The 19,305-nt window shown below is 71.5% G+C and carries 21 protein-coding genes and 1 pseudogene; 13 read left to right on the plus strand and 9 right to left on the minus strand.

From position 1 onward, the window contains the following. Nucleotide 1: 1 nt before the first annotated feature. The 4 genes from IE255_RS16100 to IE255_RS16115 all read left to right on the plus strand — a co-directional run bounded on the left by IE255_RS16100 (nt 2) and on the right by IE255_RS16115 (nt 3,124). Nucleotides 2–415, plus strand: coding sequence for a roadblock/LC7 domain-containing protein (locus IE255_RS16100; RefSeq protein WP_190050950.1), 414 nt, complete (start codon nt 2–4; stop codon nt 413–415). 126 nt (nt 416–541) lie between these two features. Next, entirely contained in the window at nt 542–1,486 is a 945-nt protein-coding gene (locus tag IE255_RS16105) for a DUF6397 family protein (protein ID WP_190050951.1), read from the plus strand. A 470-nt stretch (nt 1,487–1,956) separates the two neighbouring features. Beyond that, complete coding sequence (locus tag IE255_RS16110; RefSeq protein WP_190050952.1) at nt 1,957–2,328, plus strand: VOC family protein; 372 nt, start codon at nt 1,957–1,959, stop codon at nt 2,326–2,328. A 10-nt stretch (nt 2,329–2,338) separates the two neighbouring features. Continuing rightward, the gene (locus IE255_RS16115) at nt 2,339–3,124 is read left to right on the plus strand and encodes an Fpg/Nei family DNA glycosylase (RefSeq protein ID WP_190050953.1); all 786 of its coding nucleotides are present in this window, start codon (nt 2,339–2,341) and stop codon (nt 3,122–3,124) included. Nucleotides 3,125–3,139: 15 nt separating this feature from the next. Here the strand turns inward: IE255_RS16115 and IE255_RS16120 are convergent, their stop codons facing one another. Next, entirely contained in the window at nt 3,140–3,889 is a 750-nt protein-coding gene (locus IE255_RS16120) for an SDR family oxidoreductase (protein WP_190050954.1), read from the minus strand. Nucleotides 3,890–3,904: 15 nt separating this feature from the next. Beyond that, nucleotides 3,905–4,801 (minus strand): DMT family transporter, encoded by an 897-nt coding sequence (locus tag IE255_RS16125; protein WP_190051360.1) that lies wholly within the window; start codon nt 4,799–4,801, stop codon nt 3,905–3,907. Nucleotides 4,802–5,039: 238 nt separating this feature from the next. On the opposite strand from IE255_RS16125, the gene IE255_RS16130 reads away from it, so the two are divergent. Together IE255_RS16130 and IE255_RS16135 are read left to right on the plus strand one after the other, a co-directional pair. Then, nucleotides 5,040–6,122: a PDDEXK family nuclease gene (locus IE255_RS16130; RefSeq protein WP_229906430.1), complete on the plus strand. Its 1,083-nt coding sequence runs from the start codon at nt 5,040–5,042 to the stop codon at nt 6,120–6,122. A 341-nt stretch (nt 6,123–6,463) separates the two neighbouring features. Further along, complete coding sequence (locus tag IE255_RS16135) at nt 6,464–6,889, plus strand: Hsp20/alpha crystallin family protein (RefSeq protein ID WP_308280880.1); 426 nt, start codon at nt 6,464–6,466, stop codon at nt 6,887–6,889. Between the two features lie 63 nt (nt 6,890–6,952). On the opposite strand, the gene IE255_RS16140 is transcribed toward IE255_RS16135, so the two are convergent. Together IE255_RS16140 and IE255_RS16145 are read right to left on the minus strand one after the other, a co-directional pair. After that, a complete protein-coding gene (locus IE255_RS16140) occupies nt 6,953–7,105 on the minus strand; it encodes a hypothetical protein (protein ID WP_190050955.1) in 153 nt (50 codons plus the stop codon). Between the two features lie 217 nt (nt 7,106–7,322). Continuing rightward, nucleotides 7,323–7,712: a hypothetical protein gene (locus IE255_RS16145; protein ID WP_190050956.1), complete on the minus strand. Its 390-nt coding sequence runs from the start codon at nt 7,710–7,712 to the stop codon at nt 7,323–7,325. A 213-nt stretch (nt 7,713–7,925) separates the two neighbouring features. Between IE255_RS16145 and IE255_RS16150 the strand changes: the two genes are divergently transcribed. The 4 genes and pseudogenes from IE255_RS16150 to IE255_RS16165 form a co-directional block, all read left to right on the plus strand. Next, nucleotides 7,926–8,291 (plus strand): J domain-containing protein, encoded by a 366-nt coding sequence (locus IE255_RS16150; protein ID WP_229906431.1) that lies wholly within the window; start codon nt 7,926–7,928, stop codon nt 8,289–8,291. A gap of 87 nt (nt 8,292–8,378) precedes the next feature. Continuing rightward, nucleotides 8,379–10,250 carry a molecular chaperone DnaK gene (gene dnaK, locus IE255_RS16155; protein WP_190050957.1) on the plus strand — a complete coding sequence of 624 codons (1,872 nt, stop codon included), beginning with the start codon at nt 8,379–8,381 and terminating at the stop codon, nt 10,248–10,250. Further along, nucleotides 10,250–10,771, plus strand: a complete 522-nt coding sequence (gene grpE, locus IE255_RS16160) for a nucleotide exchange factor GrpE (RefSeq protein ID WP_190050958.1) — start codon at nt 10,250–10,252, stop codon at nt 10,769–10,771. Before dnaK ends, grpE begins: the two co-directional genes overlap by 1 nt. Nucleotides 10,772–10,996: 225 nt before the next feature. After that, nucleotides 10,997–12,097, plus strand: a pseudogene (locus tag IE255_RS16165) (pectate lyase family protein); the annotation flags it as partial. Between the two features lie 28 nt (nt 12,098–12,125). Here the strand turns inward: IE255_RS16165 and IE255_RS16170 are convergent. The 3 genes from IE255_RS16170 to IE255_RS16180 all read right to left on the minus strand — a co-directional run bounded on the left by IE255_RS16170 (nt 12,126) and on the right by IE255_RS16180 (nt 15,268). Continuing rightward, entirely contained in the window at nt 12,126–14,027 is a 1,902-nt protein-coding gene (locus IE255_RS16170; protein ID WP_190050960.1) for an SMI1/KNR4 family protein, read from the minus strand. A 97-nt stretch (nt 14,028–14,124) separates the two neighbouring features. After that, nucleotides 14,125–14,700 carry a dihydrofolate reductase family protein gene (locus IE255_RS16175; protein ID WP_190050961.1) on the minus strand — a complete coding sequence of 192 codons (576 nt, stop codon included), beginning with the start codon at nt 14,698–14,700 and terminating at the stop codon, nt 14,125–14,127. Between the two features lie 130 nt (nt 14,701–14,830). Further along, entirely contained in the window at nt 14,831–15,268 is a 438-nt protein-coding gene (locus tag IE255_RS16180; RefSeq protein WP_190050962.1) for a hypothetical protein, read from the minus strand. A 63-nt stretch (nt 15,269–15,331) separates the two neighbouring features. Here IE255_RS16180 and IE255_RS16185 point away from each other — a divergent pair, with 63 nt between their 5' ends. After that, entirely contained in the window at nt 15,332–16,069 is a 738-nt protein-coding gene (locus IE255_RS16185; RefSeq protein WP_190050963.1) for a helix-turn-helix transcriptional regulator, read from the plus strand. A 25-nt stretch (nt 16,070–16,094) separates the two neighbouring features. On the opposite strand, the gene IE255_RS16190 is transcribed toward IE255_RS16185, so the two are convergent. Then, nucleotides 16,095–17,042, minus strand: coding sequence for an alpha/beta fold hydrolase (locus IE255_RS16190; protein WP_229906432.1), 948 nt, complete (start codon nt 17,040–17,042; stop codon nt 16,095–16,097). Nucleotides 17,043–17,159: 117 nt separating this feature from the next. Here IE255_RS16190 and IE255_RS16195 point away from each other — a divergent pair, with 117 nt between their 5' ends. Further along, nucleotides 17,160–17,780 (plus strand): TetR/AcrR family transcriptional regulator, encoded by a 621-nt coding sequence (locus IE255_RS16195; RefSeq protein ID WP_190050965.1) that lies wholly within the window; start codon nt 17,160–17,162, stop codon nt 17,778–17,780. Nucleotides 17,781–17,865: 85 nt separating this feature from the next. Further along, a complete protein-coding gene (locus tag IE255_RS16200; protein ID WP_268255754.1) occupies nt 17,866–18,387 on the plus strand; it encodes a GNAT family N-acetyltransferase in 522 nt (173 codons plus the stop codon). A 28-nt stretch (nt 18,388–18,415) separates the two neighbouring features. Here IE255_RS16200 and IE255_RS16205 read toward each other — a convergent pair whose 3' ends face one another. After that, a complete protein-coding gene (locus tag IE255_RS16205; protein ID WP_190050966.1) occupies nt 18,416–19,288 on the minus strand; it encodes an acyl-CoA thioesterase in 873 nt (290 codons plus the stop codon). Between the last annotated feature and the right edge of the window lie 17 nt (nt 19,289–19,305).

The raw sequence follows: 19,305 nt of genomic DNA on the forward strand, positions 1-19,305 counted from the left end.
CATGGCGCACAACCAGGGGCTCGACTGGCTGCTGGACGACCTGACCGAGCGAGTCCACGAGGTGCGGCACGCACTGGTCCTGTCCAACGACGGCCTGGTGACCGGGGCGAGCACGGGACTGCGCCGCGAGGACGCGGAGCACCTCGCGGCGGTGTCGTCCGGACTGCACAGCCTGGCCAAGGGCTCGGGACGGCACTTCGGGGCGGGCAACGTCCGCCAGACGATGATCGAGTTCGACGACGCGGTGCTCTTCGTCACCGCGGCCGGCACGGGCAGCTGCCTGTGCGTCCTCAGCGGCGCCGAGGCCGACATCGGCCAGATCGCGTACGAGATGACGCTTCTGGTCAACCGGGTCGGCGAGCACCTCGACGTGGATGCGCGCCAGCCCGAACGGAAACCGGCCACAGACCTCTGACCTGCGCATTCGTCATCCCCCGCGGAGTTATCCACAGGCTCGCCACGCGAGACGCCGAAGCGGCTACGGTTTTTCCACGGCGATCGCGCACGGCGTGAGCCGCTGACTCCACGGGGGAGACCGACCATGTCAGGCACCAGCACCCAACCCGACCGCCTTTCCTGCGCCCCGAGCCGGGCCGCCCGCGAACTCGGCCTCAAGCGGGGCGAGTTCGACCTGGCGGTGAACCTCGGGCTCATCCGGACCGTTCCCGACGAAGGCGGCGGGGGGCGGCGCGTCGCCCGCGCCGAGATCGACCGGTTGCGCGCGGGCGACGGCTCCCCGGACGACCTGCGCCGACGCGTCGCGACGGTCGGCACGACTGAGGGCGCCGAACTCCTGGAGGTGACGCCCACCAGGTTCACGAGCCTCGCTCGCTACGGCCTGCTGATTCCGGTCCGCTTCTACCTCAACCGCTACCGGACCGTCGTCTGGCTGTATCTGGCCGAGGAACTGGAGCAGTTCGCGGCCGAGACGAGCAACACCCGCCTGCTGACCGGTCGCACGCCCGCAGAGATCCGGGAAGGCCTCAAGGCCGGGCTGGACCGGCGGCCCCGCAACTGGCGGGGACGCCACCTCGGATTCCTGACACGGCAGGCAGGCGACGACGCCTGGGCACACGCGGCAGCCGTCGCCTGCTTCCTCGACCAGGCCGACGTGGCGGAGGTCGTCGAGGACCCCTGCGAGCGCGCCCACCTGGACCGCTGCCGCCCCCGGCTCCCGGCACACGGCGCCCCCGGCTCACCCGCCGCCGAACTGGCCGAGACGCTCATGACGGCGAGCGAGCCGGACGAAGTGGCCTGGCTCCGCGCGGACCTGGCCCACACGATGGAGACGGCGCGCGGGCAGCGCCCGGCACCCCGCCCGACGCCGCAGCAGGTGCCGCCCCCGGCACCACCCTCGGCGCCGGAACCCGAGCCCGCCACACCACCCCCGGTTCCGCCGGCGGACCGGCCCGCGCCCTCGGAGCACACCCCTTCCCACGGCCTGCTGGCCTGGCTGCGCCGCAGAGGCCGGCGACCTGCGGGCTGAGGCGGGCCGGCCCGGGAGCGCGAACCCCGGCTGAAGACCACGGGCCGGACGTCGGCGAGGGCGGTGCTCGGCCGCGCCCCTCGGCCGGGCCAGGGTGCCCGCAGGCAAAGCCGGGGGACAGGTCGCCGCTGTCTGCGCGCTCGCGATCCCCACGCGCTGGTGATCAGGCCCGGGGGAGAAGGCGCATCTGGTCGCCGTCGCCGTCGCCGTCGCCGTCGCTGTCGCCGGTCGGCCGGTGGCACCCGTGGGCTGCCGGCGAGTCGGTCACCGAGCTGGCGCGGGCGACTCCGCCTACTTCGCGGCGGACGCGGTACACGGGTACGTGAACCCGGGCGGGACGCCCTGTGTCCACCACGTCGCCGCCCTGATCACGCGCTCCCGAGCCCGGGGCCGGAGCACCCCCACGCGGCGATGAGTTTCCGGACGCGTCCCGGTCCTACATACGAGAAGACCGATTCCGGGAGGCGATCATGTTCGGTACGACAAAGGCGTTCAGCGGCTTCTCCGTGAACGACATCGACGCGGCCAGGACGTTCTACGGCGACACGCTCGGACTGCGGGTGTCCGAGGAGGAGGGCATGCTGTTCCTGCACATCGCGGGTGACCGGGACATCCTGGTCTACCCTAAGGCGGACCACACCCCGGCGACGTACACCGTCCTGAACTTCCCCGTCGACGACATCGAGGCCGCGGTCGACGAGCTGGACAGGAGAGGGGTGCGGTTCGAGCGCTACGACCAGTACAAGACGGACGACAAGGGCATCTTCCGCGGCGGCGGCCCGCTGATCGCCTGGTTCACCGACCCGGCCGGGAACGTGCTGTCCGTCCTCCAGGAGACCTGACGCTCCCGCCATGCCCGAGCTGCCCGATGTCGAGGGGTTCCGGCAGGTGCTCGAGTCCTGCGCGAAGGGCCGGGTCATCCGGAGCGTGGACGTGCGGGACGCGGGCGTCCTGCACGGGGTCGACGCCCGGCGGCTGCGCGACGCGCTGGAGGGGCGACGGTTCGGCACGCCGGAGCGGCACGGCAAGTGGCTGCTCGCCCGCACCGGCGGCCCGACCCTGGTGCTGCACTTCGGCATGACCGGCCGGCTGGTCTGCGGGCGCTCCGAGGACGCCGTCGAGGCCCATGACCGCGTCCTGTTCACCCTGGGCGGCGGCCGTCAGCTGCGCTTCCGTGACCAGCGCAAACTCCAGGGGCTCTGGCTGGCCCACGACGAGTCCGACATCGACCGGCTGCTGGCGCGGCAGGGCCCGGACGCGATGGCGGTGGACCGCGCGGAGTTCGAGACCGCGCTCTCGGCACGGCGCGGCGCTCTGAAGACGGCACTCACCGACCAGTCCGTCCTCGCCGGCCTCGGCAACCTGCTCGCCGACGAGATCCTGTGGCGCGCCCGGCTGCGTCCCGACCGCCCGGCGCGTGACCTCGCCCAGGCCGACCGCCGCCGCCTGTACAGCGAGATGCGCCGCACCCTGCGCTCCTCCGTCTCCGCAGGCTGCGTCCCGCCGCGCGACTCCTGGCTCACCGGCCATCGCGACGACCGGGAGCCGAGGTGCCCGCGCTGCGGCACCGGCCTGCGCCGGTCCCGGATGGCAGGCCGCGGCACGGTGTGGTGCCCGCGGTGCCAGCCGGACGGCTGAACCGGGCGCGGCCGGTCAGTCGGCGGGGTTCAGGACGGCCGGCGGGCCGGCGAGGATGCCGCCGTCCACGACGAACTCGCAGCCCGTCGAGAAGGTGGCGTCGGTGACGATGAAGAGCACCATGCGGGCGACCTCCTCGGGCTCGCCGAACCGGGGGATGGGCTGCCCCGCGGTGTACGCGTCGCCGAAGCCGGCCGTCATCCGGGTGCGGATGGCGCCGGGGTGGACGGAGCAGACCCGGACCCGGTCGGGCGCGAGTTCCAGCGCGGCGGCCTTGGTCAGTCCGCGCAGCCCCCACTTGCTGGCCGCGTACGCTCCGACCCCGGCGTAGGCGGTCAGCCCGGCCAGGGACGACATGTTCACGATGACGCCGCCCCCGGCCCGGCGCAGCGACGGTGCCGCCGCGCGCATCCCCAGCCAGGCGCCCGTGAGGTTGACGTCGACGACCCGGCGGAACGACTCGGGGCTCTGCTCCTCCATCGGCCCCCAGTCGATGATCCCCGCGATGTTCGCGAGGACGGAGACCGGCCCCAGGTCCCGCTCGGTGTCGTCGACGACCCGCTGCCAGTCGTCCTCGCTGGTGACATCCAGGTGCGTGAAGCGGGCCCGGCCGCCGAGCCGTGTGGCCAGGTCCGTGCCCTCGGCGTCCCGGATGTCGGCGACCACGACGCGGGCGCCCTCGGCCGCGAGCATGCGCGCCACCGCGCCTCCGATGCCGCCGGCCCCACCGGTGACGACCGCCACCTGCTCGTCGAGACGCCCCATCGTGACCTCCTTCGCTCAGGGAGCTGCCGCGGTCCGGCGCTCCTCGTCCGGTGCCACCAGCGACTGGGTGAGCGGAATCCGCGCCAGCGCGAGAACCCCCGCGGCGATCAGCGCGACACCGAACACCTGGGGCAGCAGCCACCACCCGGAGCGGATGCTCTCCTCGTACAGGGTGATGCCGAGGGCGAGGCTCACCATGGCGTCGCCGAGGGTGAGCGCGGGCTGCGAGGCGACCAGCGGTCCGGCCTGCATCGCGTTCTCCAGCAGGAACAGCGCGCACACGCCGGTCGCGGCGAACGCGTACGTCTGCCAGGCGGTGAGGAAATCCACCAGCCCCTGGTCGTCGAGGATGTGGGTGGCGGCCTTCATCAGCGCCGCCGTCACCGCGTAACTGATCGCCGTCGCGGCACCCAGGCACGCCGCCCGGGCGCGGCCCTCCGGGCGCCGGACGGCGGCGAGCGCGAGGCCCACGACCGCCCCCGCGCACACGGCGAGCGCGGGAATCCAGCGGTCCAGCTCCACATGTGTGCGGTTGCCGGAGGGCGACGCGGCGGCGAGCGCGACCGCCAGCCCCGCCACCACCCCCGCCACGGCCAGCCAGCCCGTACCCGGCAGCCGCCGGTGCATCAGCAGCGAGGCGACGACGAGGGTCAGCGGCAGCTCCAGCACGAACAGCGGCTGCACGATCGTCAACGGCCCGGTCGCCAGCGCCAGCGCCTGGCAGACGGCGGCACCGATCACCGCGAGGATGCCCGCCAGCCAGACGGGCCTGCGCAGCAGATCGAGCATCAGCCCGGCCCGGAAGCCTTCCGAGCGCGGCACGGTCAGCGCCGCCTTGCGCTGCAGCACCGTCGCCACGGCGTTGCTCGCGGCCGCGCAGACCGCGAACACGACGGGGAGCACGGTGTGCAGCGTGGCCACCTCCCGGATCGGCGGGCGTGTGACGCCGGCTGGGCCTCCTCCTGCCATGGTCGCCGGACGGGGGCGCCGACGCGATCGGAGCCGCCCGGCTGATTCCCGCGGGGCCTTGGGGGGCGTTGCGTGCCGCCGCGCTGGGCACCGGCACGGCGTGGACCTGGACCGGGCCGGGGCTGATCCGCGCTCGACGGCCCCGGCCGTCGGGTCCTCGCCGCCCGTCTACAGTCTGGCCATGGTTCACGTGAGGGTGCTGCGCGGATACTTACTGGAAGAGGCCGTCGCCTGGCTTCTGCGGTCGAGCGGCTACGAGTTGCTTTCCGCGGCGGACGACAAGGAGAAGCATCCGGCGCACCGCGTCCTCGAGCAGCGGCACAACGGGCTGGCCGTACGCGGCAGAGGCGCATGGCACCAGGCGGACGCGCTCGGGCAGTTCCGTTACGTGCCGCCGTTCTCGCTCCCGGTGAGACTCTTCGTGGAGGCGAAGTTCACGGACCAGAACGTCAAGTTGCCGACCGTGCGCAACGGCCACGGAGTGGTGCACGACGTCAACGAGAACGTGGTGACCTCGGTGCAGGGAGCCGCCCCCAGCCGGCCCAGGCCGCGCTACCACTACAGCTACGCCATCTTCTCCACCGCCGGCTTCAGCCGGGACGCCCAGGAGTACGCGCTCGCCCACCAGATCTCGCTCGTCGACCTGTCCATGCCCGACTTCGCGGGGCTGCGGCACCTGGTGTCGACGCGGGCGCAGCGCGTCCACGAGGCACTCGACGCGCTCCCGGCGGGACAGCGGCCCCGGGTGTACGAGATACGCAGTCACCTGCGCCGGCGCCTGCTCGAAGTCAGCGACGACTACGGCTCCTTCCTGTACGGGGACACCGTGCCCGAGCTGCCCCCGAGCGTGGCACAGCCGCTCGACGACATCGCCGGGCACCTGAACAGCCCCCAGATGCCGGGGCTGGTCCTCGCCTTCCCGTCGGCCCCCTTCGTTCTCGGCTTGGCGTCCGAGAACCTCTACGCCTTCGTCGACCACGCCCGCCGCCACCCCACCCACACGGTGCACCTGGGCAGACTCCCGCAGGCCGCCTCCCACCCGGTGTGGCGGATCCGCCCGGCCGAGGATCCCGGTGCCTACGCCATGACGTTCAGCCTGCCCCAGCGGGTCGAGTCCTGGATCCGGGCGCAGGAGGAGACCGTCAACGACCGGGCGCGCTGGATCAAGCGCAATGTGCTGTCGACCATGACCGTCTACTGGCAGGACGGTGACCACACCCTCACCTTCCAACTGCGGTACGCCCCGGTCGAACTGCGTCAGTGACCGAGGGTCCCGGTCTCACGCCTGGCCCGACGCCAGTTCCACCACCGTCACGCCCGCGCCCCGGGACACGTCCAGCTGGGTGTCGCCGTACCGTTCCAGCCCCGCGTACGTGGGGGTTGGTCAGCTCGGCCACGTAGTTCACCCCGTGACGGGGCCGCAATCCGCTGATCGGCTCGACCGCCGCTCCCCGGCCAGGACGCCGAGCAGCACCAGTTGGCGCGTCCGAGCAGGTTCATCACGGCGAGCCTGGAAAGGTTGAGTCAGGGGGTGGCAAGTTTCCAGCGGCGTGGTATATCAGGAGGTAGAGCGAAGAACGTTGGGGACGACGTCAAGGAGGGATGATGATGCTGCTGCGTACGGATCCCTTCCGCGAGCTGGACCGGCTCGTCGAACGGGTCTGGGGTACGGCCGCGCACCCGGCGGGCATGCCGATGGATGCCTGGCGCGAGGGTGACTCGTTCTTCGTGGAGCTGGACCTGCCGGGTGTGAACCCGGAGTCCATCGACCTCGACGTCGAGCGCAACGTCCTGACGGTGAGGGCCGAACGCAAGCCGGCGTACGGCGACGACACCGAGACGGTGATCACCGAGCGGCCCGCGGGGACGTTCAGCCGGCAGTTGTTCCTCGGCGAGACCCTCGACGTCGAGCGGATCGAAGCCTCCTACGAGGCGGGTGTGCTCCAGCTGAGGATCCCGGTCGCGGAGCCGGCCAAGCCCCGCAAGATCGCGATCAGCGGCGGCGGTGACCAGAAGGAACTGGGCGGCTGATCGACACACTTCGTGTTCAGGCCGCGGGCGTCCCGGCCCGGGGCCTCGCCCATGGGGGACGCATCAGGGCCGGGCCGGGCGTTCCGGGTCTCCGCCGTCGGCGTCGAACACCTTGGTGAAGGTGGCCCCGCAGCGGCAGCGGGAGTGCTCGATCAGTTCCCCGTCTTCCGACACGCTCAGCCCCTGGCTGAGCCGCACGTGCACATGATCGCCCATGAGGAGCTGCTTTCCTTGACGTCGCTGGTCCGGCCATGGTGGAGGCCGACCGCTTTGTCCGGCAATGCCGCAGCTCACATGTCCTGGCGATCGTCACGCGAAAGGTGCTGCCGTCCCTCGCGTGAGGCTCCCGGCGCGGGACGGCGTGCCCCGGCGGGTGGGCGCTTCTCGGAGGCCGGTGCAACGCCGTCCCGCAGGTGTGGCCGCCCGCAGCGGATCATCCGGACGACCGCGTGGACGGCTGGGACGCCGGTGAGCCGGGCCGCGGCTGCGGGTGACCGGCGGCGTGCAGCATCGGTGCGGCGTGCCGCTCGGGGCGATGGCCGCCCTCGGCCGTGACAGGGCTGCGGGGAGCGTCGGCATCGCCTGGCAGTGGCACGGGGCGGCGCGCCACGAGGCGCCCGACCCAGCGCCGGCCGCACTGCGAACACGGCGGAGCGCCTTGCGGGGTGTACGGAGCAGGCACCGCCGTGTTGTCGCGGTAGAAGTACTCCCACTCGTCCCCGGTCTCGTCCCGGTAGCGCTGCACGTCGTAGTCGACGCTCCAGCGGTGCCAGCACGAGCCGCAGGTGAACTCGACACGTTCGACGGCAAGTTCGGTGATCACTGGACGACACCTCCTGTCCGGTGACGGGCCTGGTGAGGCGGCGGCGATGGCTGCGTCGAGGGAGAGGCAGCTGAGGTCCCCCCTGACGTCCCCCTGGCATCCCCTCTGACAACCCCTATACCTCCCCAGGCAAACCTTGACAAGACCAGACTCAAGTCTTAACCCATTGGTGTAGGCAAGTCGGGTCCGAAGCGCAGCTCAGCGGGCGAGGAGGTGGCCACGGTGCACGCGCGGGACCAGAGGGCCGACCTCTACGCGGTACTGGGGGTGGAGCCCTCGGCGACGGCGGAGGTGATCACCTCCGCCTTCCGTGCCCGGGTGCGGGAACTGCGCCCCGACACCAGCGTCGACGCGGACACCGCCGAACGGTTCGGTGAGGTGCGGGCGGCCTACGACACCCTCCGCGATCCCGTCCTGCGCGCGGCCTACGACCAGACGTACGAGCGAACGCACGACCGCGGGCGCGCCTCCGCCCCGCGCGTCCGGCCGCCACGGCGGTACCTGGTGGTGCTCGGGACCGTCCGTCCCGAGCCGCAGCTGCGCGCGGGCCCCGTCCAGTGGGGCCCCCTGTCCCGCTGAGAGCCGCGAACGACACGGGAACGACATCTGAGGCGGAGCAAGCCTGAGGCGGAGCAAGCCAGAGCAAGAGCGAGGAGGGAGCACCAGATGGCGCGCTCGGTCGGTATCGACCTCGGTACGACGAACTCCGTGGTCTCGGTCCTCGAAGGCGGCGAGCCCACCGTCATCGCCAACACGGAAGGCGCGCGGACCACCCCGTCGGTCGTGGCGTTCGCCAAGAACGGCGAGGTGCTGGTCGGCGAGGTCGCGAAAAGGCAGGCCGTGACGAACGTGGAGCGCACCGCGCGGTCCGTCAAACGGCACATGGGCGACCACGGCTGGCGGTTCCCCGGGCACGGCAGCATCGACGGCAAGCACTACACCGCGCAGGAGATCTCCGCACGCGTCCTCCAGAAGCTCAAGCGGGACGCCGAGGCGTACCTGGGTGAGGACGTCACCGATGCCGTGATCACCGTGCCCGCGTACTTCGACGACGCCCAGCGGCAGGCGACCAAGGAGGCCGGGGAGATCGCGGGCCTGAACGTCCTGCGGATCATCAACGAGCCGACGGCCGCGGCGCTGGCGTACGGCCTGGACAAGGAGAACGACCAGACGGTCCTCGTCTTCGACCTGGGCGGCGGCACCTTCGACGTGTCCCTGCTGGAGATGGGCGAGGGCGTCATCGAGGTCAAGGCCACCAACGGCGACACCCACCTCGGCGGCGACGACTGGGACCAGCGGATCGTGGACCACCTGGTCAAGCAGTTCAAGAACAACTACGGCGTCGACCTGTCCAAGGACAAGATGGCCGTGCAGCGCCTGCGCGAGGCGGCGGAGAAGGCGAAGATGGAGCTGTCGTCGTCCAGCGAGACGACCGTCAACCTGCCCTACATCACGGCCTCCGCCGAGGGCCCGCTGCACCTGGACGAGAAGCTGACCCGTGCTCAGTTCCAGCAGCTGACGGCCGATCTCCTGGAGCGGTGCAAGGCGCCGTTCCACAACGCGATCAAGGACGCCGGCATCAAGATCTCCGACATCGACCACGTGGTTTTGGTCGGCGGCTCGACCCGGATGCCCGCGGTGACCGACCTGGTCAAGGAACTCACCGGCAAGGACCCGCACAAGGGCGTCAACCCCGACGAGGTCGTGGCCATGGGAGCCGGCCTCCAGGCCGGTGTGCTCAAGGGCGAGGTCAAGGACGTGCTGCTGCTCGACGTCACCCCGCTGTCCCTGGGGATCGAGACCAAGGGCGGCATCATGACCAAGCTGATCGAGCGGAACACGACCATCCCGACCCGGCGTTCGGAGATCTTCACCACGGCCGAGGACAACCAGCCGTCGGTGACGATCCAGGTCTACCAGGGCGAGCGGGAGATCGCGGCCTACAACAAGAAGCTCGGCATGTTCGAGCTGACCGGCATCGCGCCCGCGCCGCGCGGGGTGCCGCAGATCGAGGTCGCCTTCGACATCGACGCCAACGGCATCATGCACGTCTCCGCCAAGGACCTGGGCACCGGCAAGGAGCAGAAGATGACGGTGACCGGCGGTTCGGCCCTGCCCAAGGACGACATCGACCGCATGGTCCGCGAGGCCGAGCAGCACGCGGACGAGGACCGGCGGCGGCGCGAGGCCGCGGAGACCCGCAACCAGGGCGAGCAGCTCGTCTACTCGACCGAGAAGCTCCTGAAGGACAACGCCGAGAAGATCCCGGCCGACGCGAGGAGCGAGACGGAGACGGCGCTGGCCGACCTGAAGGAGAAGCTGAAGAGCGAGTCGACCGACACCGCGGCGATCCGGCAGGCGATCGACCGCACGGCGCAGGCCGCGCAGAAGATCGGCACGGCGCTGTACGAGCGGTCGCGCGCCGAGCAGCCCGCCGGCGGCGGCCAGGCTTCGGGCGGCGCGGCAACCGGCTCCGGATCGGACGACGAGGTGGTGGACGCCGAGATCGTCGACGACGACAAGCCGGAGGCCGGCTGATGGCGCAGGAACACCCGGATCTCCGGCAGCTGCTTCAGGAGCGCACCGCCGACCTGCAGCGGGTGAAGGCCGAGTACGACAACTACCGCAAGCAGGTGCGGCGCGACCGCATGGCGGTGCGCCACATCGCGGTGGCCAACGTGCTCACCGCTCTGCTGCCGGTGCTGGACGCCGTCGAACAGGCCTGCGCGCAGGAGGCCATGACGCCGGGTCTGAAGGAGATCTCCGACACCCTGCACACCCAGGTGGGCTCGCTGGGACTCCAGGCGTTCGGGGAGGAGGGCGAACCCTTCGACCCTGAGTGCCACGAAGCGCTCCAGCACCATGTCGTGCCGGATGCCGAACGCCTGGTCTGCACGCAGATCCTGCGCTGCGGGTACCGGCTCGGTGACCGGCTGCTGCGCCCGGCCCACGTGGTGGTCACCGGGCCGCCGCCGTCGTCCGCCGGCACCGTCCAGCACGGCAGGGCGCGGCCCGGCGTCCTCGGGGGAGGCGGGGAAGGCCCCCGGCCGCTGCCCTGACGAACGGAACGACGCCGGGCGCCGACCGACTCGGCGCCCACTGTTCATATGGGTGACCGTGAATCAACCGCCTAGCTATTGACGTGTTCTTGGCAAGTCTCTACGTTCGCGGAAAGCGCTTTCTCCGGGCTGCGGTGCGAATTCGGTCCTCCAGGCCGTTCACGTTCTCGAACCACCCGCATCGTCGCCCTCAACCCGGCATTCAATGGCGAATGGGGAGACGAGATGAGGCGATCAGTCGCACTGCGACTCCGTGCGGTGCTGGCCCTGACAGGCCTCGCTGCCGCGACCGGTGTGGTCCTGCCGATGTCCCAGGCGTCGGCGGCGACAGGCGGTGTCACCGGCTACGCGACCCAGAACGGCGGGACCACCGGGGGCGCGGGCGGACGGACGGTACGCGCCACCACGGGAACCGCGATCCACGCGGCCCTGTGCGGCCGGGCGAGCACCGGCACGCCGATCACCATCGAGGTCCAGGGGACCATCAACCACGGCAACACCAAGAAGGTGTCGGGCGCCGGCTGCGACACCGCCGACGGCGTGATCGAGCTCAAGAAGGTCAGCAACGTCACCATCATCGGGGTCGGCAGCGGGGCCGTCTTCGATCAGGTGGGCATCCATCTGCGCGAGGCCAGGAACATCATCGTCCGGAACGTGACCGTCCGGAACGTCAAGAAGTCGGGCTCACCCACGTCCAACGGCGGTGACGCCATCGGCATGGAGCGCAACGTGCGCAACGTCTGGGTCGATCACACCACCCTGGAGGCGTCGGGCGGGGAGCCGGAGGGGTTCGACGGCCTCTTCGACCTGAAGGACAACACCCAGTACGTGACCCTGTCGTACAGCGTGCTGCGCAACTCCGGGCGCGGCGGCCTCGTCGGGAACAGCGAGAGCGACCGCTCGAACAGCTTCATCTCCTACCACCACAACCGGTACGAGAACATCGACTCCCGCGCTCCGCTGCTGCGTGGCGGCATCGCGCACATGTACAACAACCACTACGTGCGCCTGAACGAATCCGGCATCAACTCCCGGGCCGGAGCGCGCGCCAAGGTGGACAACAACTACTTCGAGGACTCCAAGGACGTCCTGGGCACCTTCTACACCGATGCCGCCGGGTACTGGCAGGTCGGCGGGAACATCTTCGACAACGTGACCTGGTCCAGCCCCGGCAGCGAGAACCACCCGGCCGGCCCGAACCCGCAGTCCAACACCACGGTCGCCATCCCGTACTCCCACAGCCTCGACGCGGCCCGTTGCGTGCCGAGCATCGTGAGCCGGACGGCAGGCGCCGACAAGGGTCTCCAGGTGTCGGACGGCAAGTGCTAGCAGCAGCCACCTGCACAGGGGCCGTTCAGTCGGTCTGCCGGATCCGGAACACCGCGTACGTCTCGCCGTCCCTCGGCGGACGCGTCCAGGAACGGGTGGCGAACGTGTGCAGCCGCCCGTTCACGATCGCATGGCGCGGCAGCGACACACCGAACTCCCCGGCCACCGCTTCCAGCAGCGACCGTTCCACCTCGGCGCCGTCCTCCAGGTCGCCGAAGAACCGGCCCGGATCCAGCGCCGGGGGTATCTCCCCGCTCCGCCGGGTCTCTCCGCCCACATAGGTGAAGGCGTACTGCTCGGCACCGTCGCGCGCCACCGACAGGTGGAAGAACGGCTCCGTGTGCCCTGTCCTCAGGCCGCTCCACACCACCACCGCGCGCGTGCCCTCGCAGGCGGTCGCGGCCGGGGAGACGAACCGCCGCGGGGCGAACGGGGCGGGATCGCCGTCGAAGGCGAAGCTCCAACCTCCGCCGGCCCGGCCGACCGCCATGAGAGCCCGGTCGTCGTAGGACGAGAACTCCCCCTGGTTGTCGTGCAGCGATCTGCGGCGCGCCTCCCAGGAGGTCATCGGTTCGTTCAGCGCGGTGCCGTCCCCGTCCGCGAGACGTGCGGGCAGCTTTTCCGGCTCCACTCCCTCCACCAGGACGAACCGGTACGACGTGCGGTTGTTGCCCGGGTCCGGCTCCGCGAGCCAGGCCAGGCCGCCCGGGTCGAGCCGGGGCGCCGGGCTCGGTGCCTCACCCGCCTGCCCGCCCCTCGGCGTGGACAGCAACTCCCGGCCCCGCTCCGGGGTCAGCAGCGGTCCCAGCACGGGGTCGGCCACCCAGCCCAGCGGCGCCAGGTGATCCGGCCCCAGCGGCTCCCACAGCGGCAGGGCGTCCATCAGTGTCCGCCACGCCCCGTCGGAGTCTCCCCACCGCGCCAGCTCCCGCGCCCGCTCGACCGCTTCCCCGAACGGTCCGGCCGCGGTGTACCGGTACGTGCCGTTCCGCACCTGATCCAGCATCTGCTGAGCCAGTGACATCAAGTCCTCGTCCGCGCCGCGCAGTTGGAACCCCCGCGCGAAGTCGGCCCGGTACGAGTGCGCCGCGTGCTCGGCGACCAGCGGTGGCAGCAGCTCGGGCGCGTACCGGGCGTCCGTCACCAGTCCGTCGAAGGAGACCGCGTGGGTCTGTCCGAGCAGGCGGCGTATCTGGTCGCCCAGCCCGGTGGCCCGCGGTCTGCCGTACGACTGTGCCTCGTCCAGCGCCTGCCCGGCCCGTTCCCAGCCGCCGCGCAGTGCCTCCAGCCGGGCCTCCTCCACCTGGGCGTCCAGCTCGCGCGTCGTGTCGTTGGCGAACACCGGCTCCTCGGCGCTCCGGTGCGCCCGCAGGCTGTGGAACTCCCGGTGCATGTCCCGCATGAACGCACGGAAGTTCGCGTACCGCTCGGGTGGCGCCGCCCGCCAGCTCGCCCACGTGTACACGGCCCACTCGCCGTCCTCGTCCACGTCCTCGGGATCCATGAGGACGTAGGTGGCGTCGGACTCGACGTCGAGCTGTAACCCGCGCCGCCAGAGGTCCACCTGCCGCCGCTCCTCGGGCCCGGCGTCCTCGTCCAGATACTCCTCGAACGTGACGGCGAGTCCCGACGCGTCCTGGTGCCAGCGCGCGTCCTCGGTCCCGGCCAGCAGCCACACGAACCCGCCCGCGTGCCGCCACCCGTCGCTGACCTTGAGGAACTCCCGGTACGACGGAGGCATCCGTCGGCCGAGGCGCTGCTCCATGGCCGCGATCCGCTCCTCCGACGCGGGCGGGAACCCCAGCCAGCGCGCCAGCAGCGCGCTCTCGTCCTCGCCCCGCGTGTCGCCGTCCCGCAGGGAATCCGCCCACTCCCCGCTCCACTTGAGCAGGAAGGACCGCCAGTCGACTGCCGTGGTCTCCGTCATACGACCGATGCTGCCACCCACCACTGACAGCGCCCCCGCCCGCCGCGGCCACCAGGACTTTCGCCTCCGTCGGCGAACTCCGCGCCGGTGTAGCAGGTCAATGGGGGGTGGGCCGGTAGACGAACTCCTGGATGTGACCGTCGAGCGTCCGGCTCTCCAGCAGCTCCAGGTCGAAGTCGGCCGCACCCTGGAAGATCGGGTCCAGCCCCGTCCGACCGGTGATGACGGGGAAGAGCGTCACCTGCAAGCGGTCGACCAGGCCGGCGGCCATCAGCGCCCGGTTCAGCGACAGGCTGCCGTGCGAGCGCAACGGCACGTCGGACTCCTCCTTGAGCCGGGCGACGACGTCGACGGCATCCCCGCTCGCGACGGTCGCGTCCGGCCAGTCGAGGGGGCCCTCCAGCGTCGTCGACACCACCGTTGCCGGCAGGCTCCTCATCCGCGTGACCCAGGGGTCCCGCACGTCGGACTCCTCGGTGCTCGACGCGAGCATCTGCGCGAACGCCCGGTACGTGTTGGCCCCGAAGACCATCTGCTGCTCCTCGCCGTACACGGCAAGGCGGTGTGCGAGCAGCTCGGGGCCTTGCTTACCCCAGTAGCCGGTCCAGTCGCCGCCGGCGGCGCCGTAGCCGTCGAGGCTGGAGAAGACGTCGAAGGTGTAGGTGGCGGGCATGTCGTTCTCCTCGAGCGCGGTCGGTCGGTGGGGGTATGGGCACGGCCGGCCGATCTCCTCCGGGGGCTTCGGCGACCGTCACACCCATAGACCCGGCGCGCTCCGGAAACTCATCGCCCGCTGCCGGCGGTCAGTGCGGCTGACGCCTGCCGTGGTAGCGCTGGGCGAGGCGGGCGAGGGCGACCGCGCCGAGCAGCAGTCCGAAGTCGCGCAGCGCGATGTCGTAGTGGCCGGGGATGGTCAGCAGGTTGACGATGATGCCGGCCAGCCACCCGGCCACCAGCCAGCCCCCGAAACGGGGGGCGAGGGCGACGACGAGGCCCGCGACGATCTCGATGACACCGACGGCGTACATGGCGGCCTGGGCGCTGCCGGGCACGACGTCGTTGATCCACGGCGCGAGATAGGCGGGCCAGTCCACGAGCAGGTTGGCGAACTTGTCCAGCCCGAACAGGATCGGCGCCACGGTGAACCCGGTGCGCAGGATGACGAACGCCTGGTAGCCGGGATCGCCGAGCGCGGCCCGCCTGGACTCGGCGGATGTTGTGGTGGTGGTTGCGGACGACATGACGCACTTCCTTCTATCGACAACCTTCACTATCAATAGAAGCTCGCGGCCCTTCTTTAGTCAATGCCTGTGGCTTTTACACTGGTGCTCGTGGACCACCCGAATGAGGCACCCGCTGAGGCACCCGCGTCCGACGTCTCCGCCGTCGCCGCCCTGGACGAGCCGACCCGCCGGAGGCTGTACGACCACGTGGTACGCCAGCCCGCACCGGTCAGCCGCGATGAAGCCGCTGCCGCCCTCGGCCTGGCGCGCCAGACCGCGGCCTTCCACCTGGACCGCCTGGCGGACGAGTCGCTTCTGGACGTCGTCTACGAGCGGCGCAGCGGCCGCACCGGTCCGGGAGCCGGCAGGCCCGCCAAGCTGTACAAGCGCTCCGCGAAGCAGGTCACCGTCAGCCTGCCCGAACGGCGCTACGAGCTGGCCGGACGGCTCCTCGCCCAGGCCATGGAGGAATCCGAGACCACCGGCGAACCGGTCCGCACCGTCCTGCACCGGAAGGCGCACGCCCTCGGCGTGCGGCTCGCCGGGCAAGGCGCCGCGAGCGTGTCCGACCTTCTGGAGCGGTACGGCTTCGAGCCGCGCCGCGACGGTGAGGCGATCGTGCTGGGCAACTGCCCGTTCCACGCGCTCGCCCGCGAGCACACCCAGACCGTGTGCGGCATGAACCTCCACCTGCTGCGCGGCGTTCTGGAAGGGCTCGGCGAACGCAGCCGTGAGGCGTGCCTGGCCCCGAGCCCCGGCCACTGCTGCGTCCGCCTGGAGCCGGCTGCGTCCCCGCCCGCGCCCGCGAGCGCCGGCTGATGCCGCAGAAGGGGAGAGGGGTGTTCTAGACGCTGCGCCCGCTGCTCTCCGGCACGCCGCGCTCCACGGCGTCCATGAAGTCCAGCATCAGGCGGTTGCTTCGCTCGGCATGGTCGATCTGGGGGCCGTGGCCCGTGCCGGACAGGATCTCGGCGCGTGCGCCCGGGATCAGCCGCGGTACCCGCTCCAGCTGCCGCTGCGGATGCACCAGCAGGCTGCGCCTGCCCATGAGCAGATACAGCGGCGTGGTGATGCCCGCCAGTTCGGCGTCGGACAGGGGCAGGGGCGCGGGGCGGCGTATGCGGTAGGCGCGGACCCCGACCCTGACCAGGGTGCGCAGTTCCGGTACGACGAGCACCGGCTGCTCCAGCCAGGAGGCGAGGCGGGGGCGGAGCGCCTTGGGGGCGAAGGTGGCGAAGAGACTCGCGAAGATCCAGACGAAGAAGCGCAGCCCCACCTTCTCCAGGCCGCCCGGGTCGAGCAGCGTGACCGAGGCCAGGCGCTCGGGCCTCAGGTGCGCCTGGATCAGGGCGAGCCAGCCGCCGTACGAGCTGCCGACGAGGTGGGCCCGGTCGAGTCCGAGGGCGGCGAGGGCCTCGTCGAGCCACTGGGCGGCCCGCTCGGGCTGGTGGATGGGGGCACGCTGGACGCTGCGCCCGGGATCGCCCGGGGTGTCGAGCGCGTAGACGGGCCGTTCAGCGCTGAGGTCGGCGGTGTTCGGGTACCACATGGCGGAGCAACTGCCCGCGCCGTGTACGAGGACGACCGGGGTGCGGTCCCGGGCGGCGGGGTCGGCGGGGTCGTAGCGGTAGGCGTGGGTGGTCGCGAAGGAAGTCTCCACGTCCTGCTCCCAGGACGCCGGTGCGCCCAGCGCGTAGACCGCGTCGCAGGCGGCGAAGTAGCGGTCGCGCCAGGCGTCGCTGACGAAGCGGCCGACATCGGCCGGCGGACGGGCTGCTGCGGACTGGGGCACGGCTACCTCCCGGATGGCATCTTTGTGATACGACCGTACCATGATGGTGGTACGGCTGTATCATCAAAGGGGCCTGAGGCCCTGCGCACTGCCGACCGACGAGCGGAGAGCCGAAGGATGCCCAAGCGTGTGGACCATGCGGAGCGGCGGACCGAGATCGCGGAGGCACTCGTCCGGGCCGCCGGCCGGCTCGGCCTCCACGCGGTGGGGATGCGCGACGTGGCGGCGGAGGCGGGCGTGTCGCTCCGGCTGGTGCAGTACTACTTCGAGTCCAAGGAGAAGCTGCTCCTCTTCGGGCTCCGGCATCTCGCCGAGCGGTTCGCGCAGCGGGTGGCCGCCCGGGTGCGGGCCGCCGGGGCCGATCCGGGAGCGCGCGCGGTGATCGAGGCGCTCTTGGCGGCGGCCCTGCCGGTCGACGCGGAGAGCCGCACCTTCCACCACCTCTACACGTCGTACGCGGTCCTGGCCGTGACCGACGAGGCGCTGGCCGCCCAGCCGTTCATCAAGGACCCGGACAGCGCCGAGGACACCGTGGCCGGACTGCTCCGACAGGCCGCGGAGCAAGGGCGGTTGCGGCCCGGCGTGGACCCCCGCGCGGCGGCCGCCGGCCTGCTGGCCATGTCCGCCGGACTCGGCACCGGCGTCCTCGTCGGCCAGCGCAGCGCGGAGTCGGCCACCGGCGTACTCGCCCACCACCTGGACCTGATCTTCCTGCCCTCGGGCGCCGACGCCGTCTGAGGAAGATCTTCCGTCGGCGGAGCGTGCTTCGGCGGCGCTCTTCTTCGAGGCGGACCGGATCGGCAGAAGGGTCTGCGAACCGGAGATCGAGCCTCGTTCGGAGTCCGCTTCCCAGCAGTGGATCGACCGGATGCGGCACTACCTCCGCGTCGACCCGGGCGGATGCTGGGTCGCGGTCGGCGAGGACGGCGACGTCGTCGGGTTCGCGATGTCACAGAACCGTGGGGGCGTCTGGTATCTGGCCACCTACGGGGTGGTGACGCGCTGCCGGGGGCTCGGAGTCGGCAGGCGCCTGATGGACGCTTCGCCGGCGCATGCCGACGGCCGCCCGGGACTGTTCTCCTCGACGGTGCACCCGGGGGCCACCCGCCGGTACCGGATGGCCGGCTTCACGCTGCACCCCCAGATGCGCATGGTGGGGACGGTCGACCGGTCGACGCTCCCCGCCGTCCAGGGGCTGCGGGAGGGCCGCGCGGACGACTTCGCCTGGATGGACCGGCTGGACGAGCGTGTACGCGGCGCGGGGCACGGGCCCGATCACGCGTACATGCTCGAACGTCTGCGTCTGGTCGTGTCCGACGACCTCCGTCGCGGACATTTCCTCTGATGCGTACGGACCTGAACGTGGACGACGGTCAGCCCAGCTTCCGGAACAGCCCCTCCTGGACGACCGACACGACCAGCCGGCCCTCGCGGTCGTAGATCCGGCCCCGGGCCAGACCGCGGCCGCCGACCGCGATCGGTGACTCCTGGTCGTACAGCAGCCAGTCGTCCGCGCGGAACGGGCGGTGGAACCACATGGCGTGGTCCAGGGACGCCATGTCGAAGCCGCGCGGGCCCCACAGCGGCTCGACCGGGATGCGGACGGCGTCCAGGAGGGTCATGTCGCTGGCGTAGGTGAGGGCGCAGGTGTGGACGAGCGGGTCGTCGCCGAGCGGTCCGACCGCGCGCATCCACACGGCGCTGCGCGGCTCGGCGTCCCGGGCCTCCTCGGTGGTCCAGCGCAGCCGGTCCACGTAGCGGATGTCGAAGGGCTGGCGGCGGGCCATCCGCTCCAACTGCTCGGGCAGCGTGCCCAGATGCTCCCGGATCTCGTCCGTGACCGTGGGCAGGGACTCCGGGTCCGGGACCTCGCGGGCCGGCGGCAGCTGGTGTTCGAAGCTGCCCTCCTCCGGCTTGTGGAAGGAGGCGGTGAGGTTGAAGATCGTGCGGCCCTGCTGCACGGCCGTGACCCGGCGGGTCGTGAACGACCGGCCGTCGCGCACCCGCTCGACCTGGTAGACGATCGGCACGCCGGGGATGCCCGGGCGCAGGAAGTACGCGTGCAGCGAGTGCACGGGGCGGTCGCCGTCCGTGGTGCGGCCCGCGGCGACCAGCGCCTGGCCCGCCACCTGGCCGCCGAAGACCCGCTGGAGCGACTCCTGCGGGCTGCGGCCACGGAAGATGTTGACCTCGATCTGCTCCAGGTCGAGCAGGTCCACGAGCCTCTCGGCCGGATTCGTCGTCATCAGTGCGTTTCTCCTGT

It is taken from the genome of Streptomyces lomondensis (genome assembly GCF_014651035.1).
Taxonomy (GTDB): Bacteria; Actinomycetota; Actinomycetes; order Streptomycetales; family Streptomycetaceae; genus Streptomyces; species Streptomyces lomondensis.

Excerpts from the sequence above, each read along its gene's own strand:
- IE255_RS16100 (WP_190050950.1), top strand. The coding sequence starts at position 2 with ATGGCGCACAACCAGGGGCTCGACTGGCTGCTGGACGACCTGACCGAG.
- IE255_RS16105 (WP_190050951.1), top strand. The coding sequence starts at position 542 with ATGTCAGGCACCAGCACCCAACCCGACCGCCTTTCCTGCGCCCCGAGC.
- IE255_RS16110 (WP_190050952.1), top strand. The coding sequence starts at position 1,957 with ATGTTCGGTACGACAAAGGCGTTCAGCGGCTTCTCCGTGAACGACATC.
- IE255_RS16115 (WP_190050953.1), top strand. The coding sequence starts at position 2,339 with ATGCCCGAGCTGCCCGATGTCGAGGGGTTCCGGCAGGTGCTCGAGTCC.
- IE255_RS16120 (WP_190050954.1), bottom strand. The coding sequence starts at position 3,889 with ATGGGGCGTCTCGACGAGCAGGTGGCGGTCGTCACCGGTGGGGCCGGC.
- IE255_RS16130 (WP_229906430.1), top strand. The coding sequence starts at position 5,040 with ATGGTTCACGTGAGGGTGCTGCGCGGATACTTACTGGAAGAGGCCGTC.
- IE255_RS16135 (WP_308280880.1), top strand. The coding sequence starts at position 6,464 with ATGATGCTGCTGCGTACGGATCCCTTCCGCGAGCTGGACCGGCTCGTC.
- IE255_RS16140 (WP_190050955.1), bottom strand. The coding sequence starts at position 7,105 with ATGGGCGATCATGTGCACGTGCGGCTCAGCCAGGGGCTGAGCGTGTCG.
- dnaK (WP_190050957.1), top strand. The coding sequence starts at position 8,379 with ATGGCGCGCTCGGTCGGTATCGACCTCGGTACGACGAACTCCGTGGTC.
- grpE (WP_190050958.1), top strand. The coding sequence starts at position 10,250 with ATGGCGCAGGAACACCCGGATCTCCGGCAGCTGCTTCAGGAGCGCACC.
- IE255_RS16170 (WP_190050960.1), bottom strand. The coding sequence starts at position 14,027 with ATGACGGAGACCACGGCAGTCGACTGGCGGTCCTTCCTGCTCAAGTGG.
- IE255_RS16175 (WP_190050961.1), bottom strand. The coding sequence starts at position 14,700 with ATGCCCGCCACCTACACCTTCGACGTCTTCTCCAGCCTCGACGGCTAC.
- IE255_RS16180 (WP_190050962.1), bottom strand. The coding sequence starts at position 15,268 with ATGTCGTCCGCAACCACCACCACAACATCCGCCGAGTCCAGGCGGGCC.
- IE255_RS16185 (WP_190050963.1), top strand. The coding sequence starts at position 15,332 with ATGCCTGTGGCTTTTACACTGGTGCTCGTGGACCACCCGAATGAGGCA.
- IE255_RS16195 (WP_190050965.1), top strand. The coding sequence starts at position 17,160 with ATGCCCAAGCGTGTGGACCATGCGGAGCGGCGGACCGAGATCGCGGAG.
- IE255_RS16205 (WP_190050966.1), bottom strand. The coding sequence starts at position 19,288 with ATGACGACGAATCCGGCCGAGAGGCTCGTGGACCTGCTCGACCTGGAG.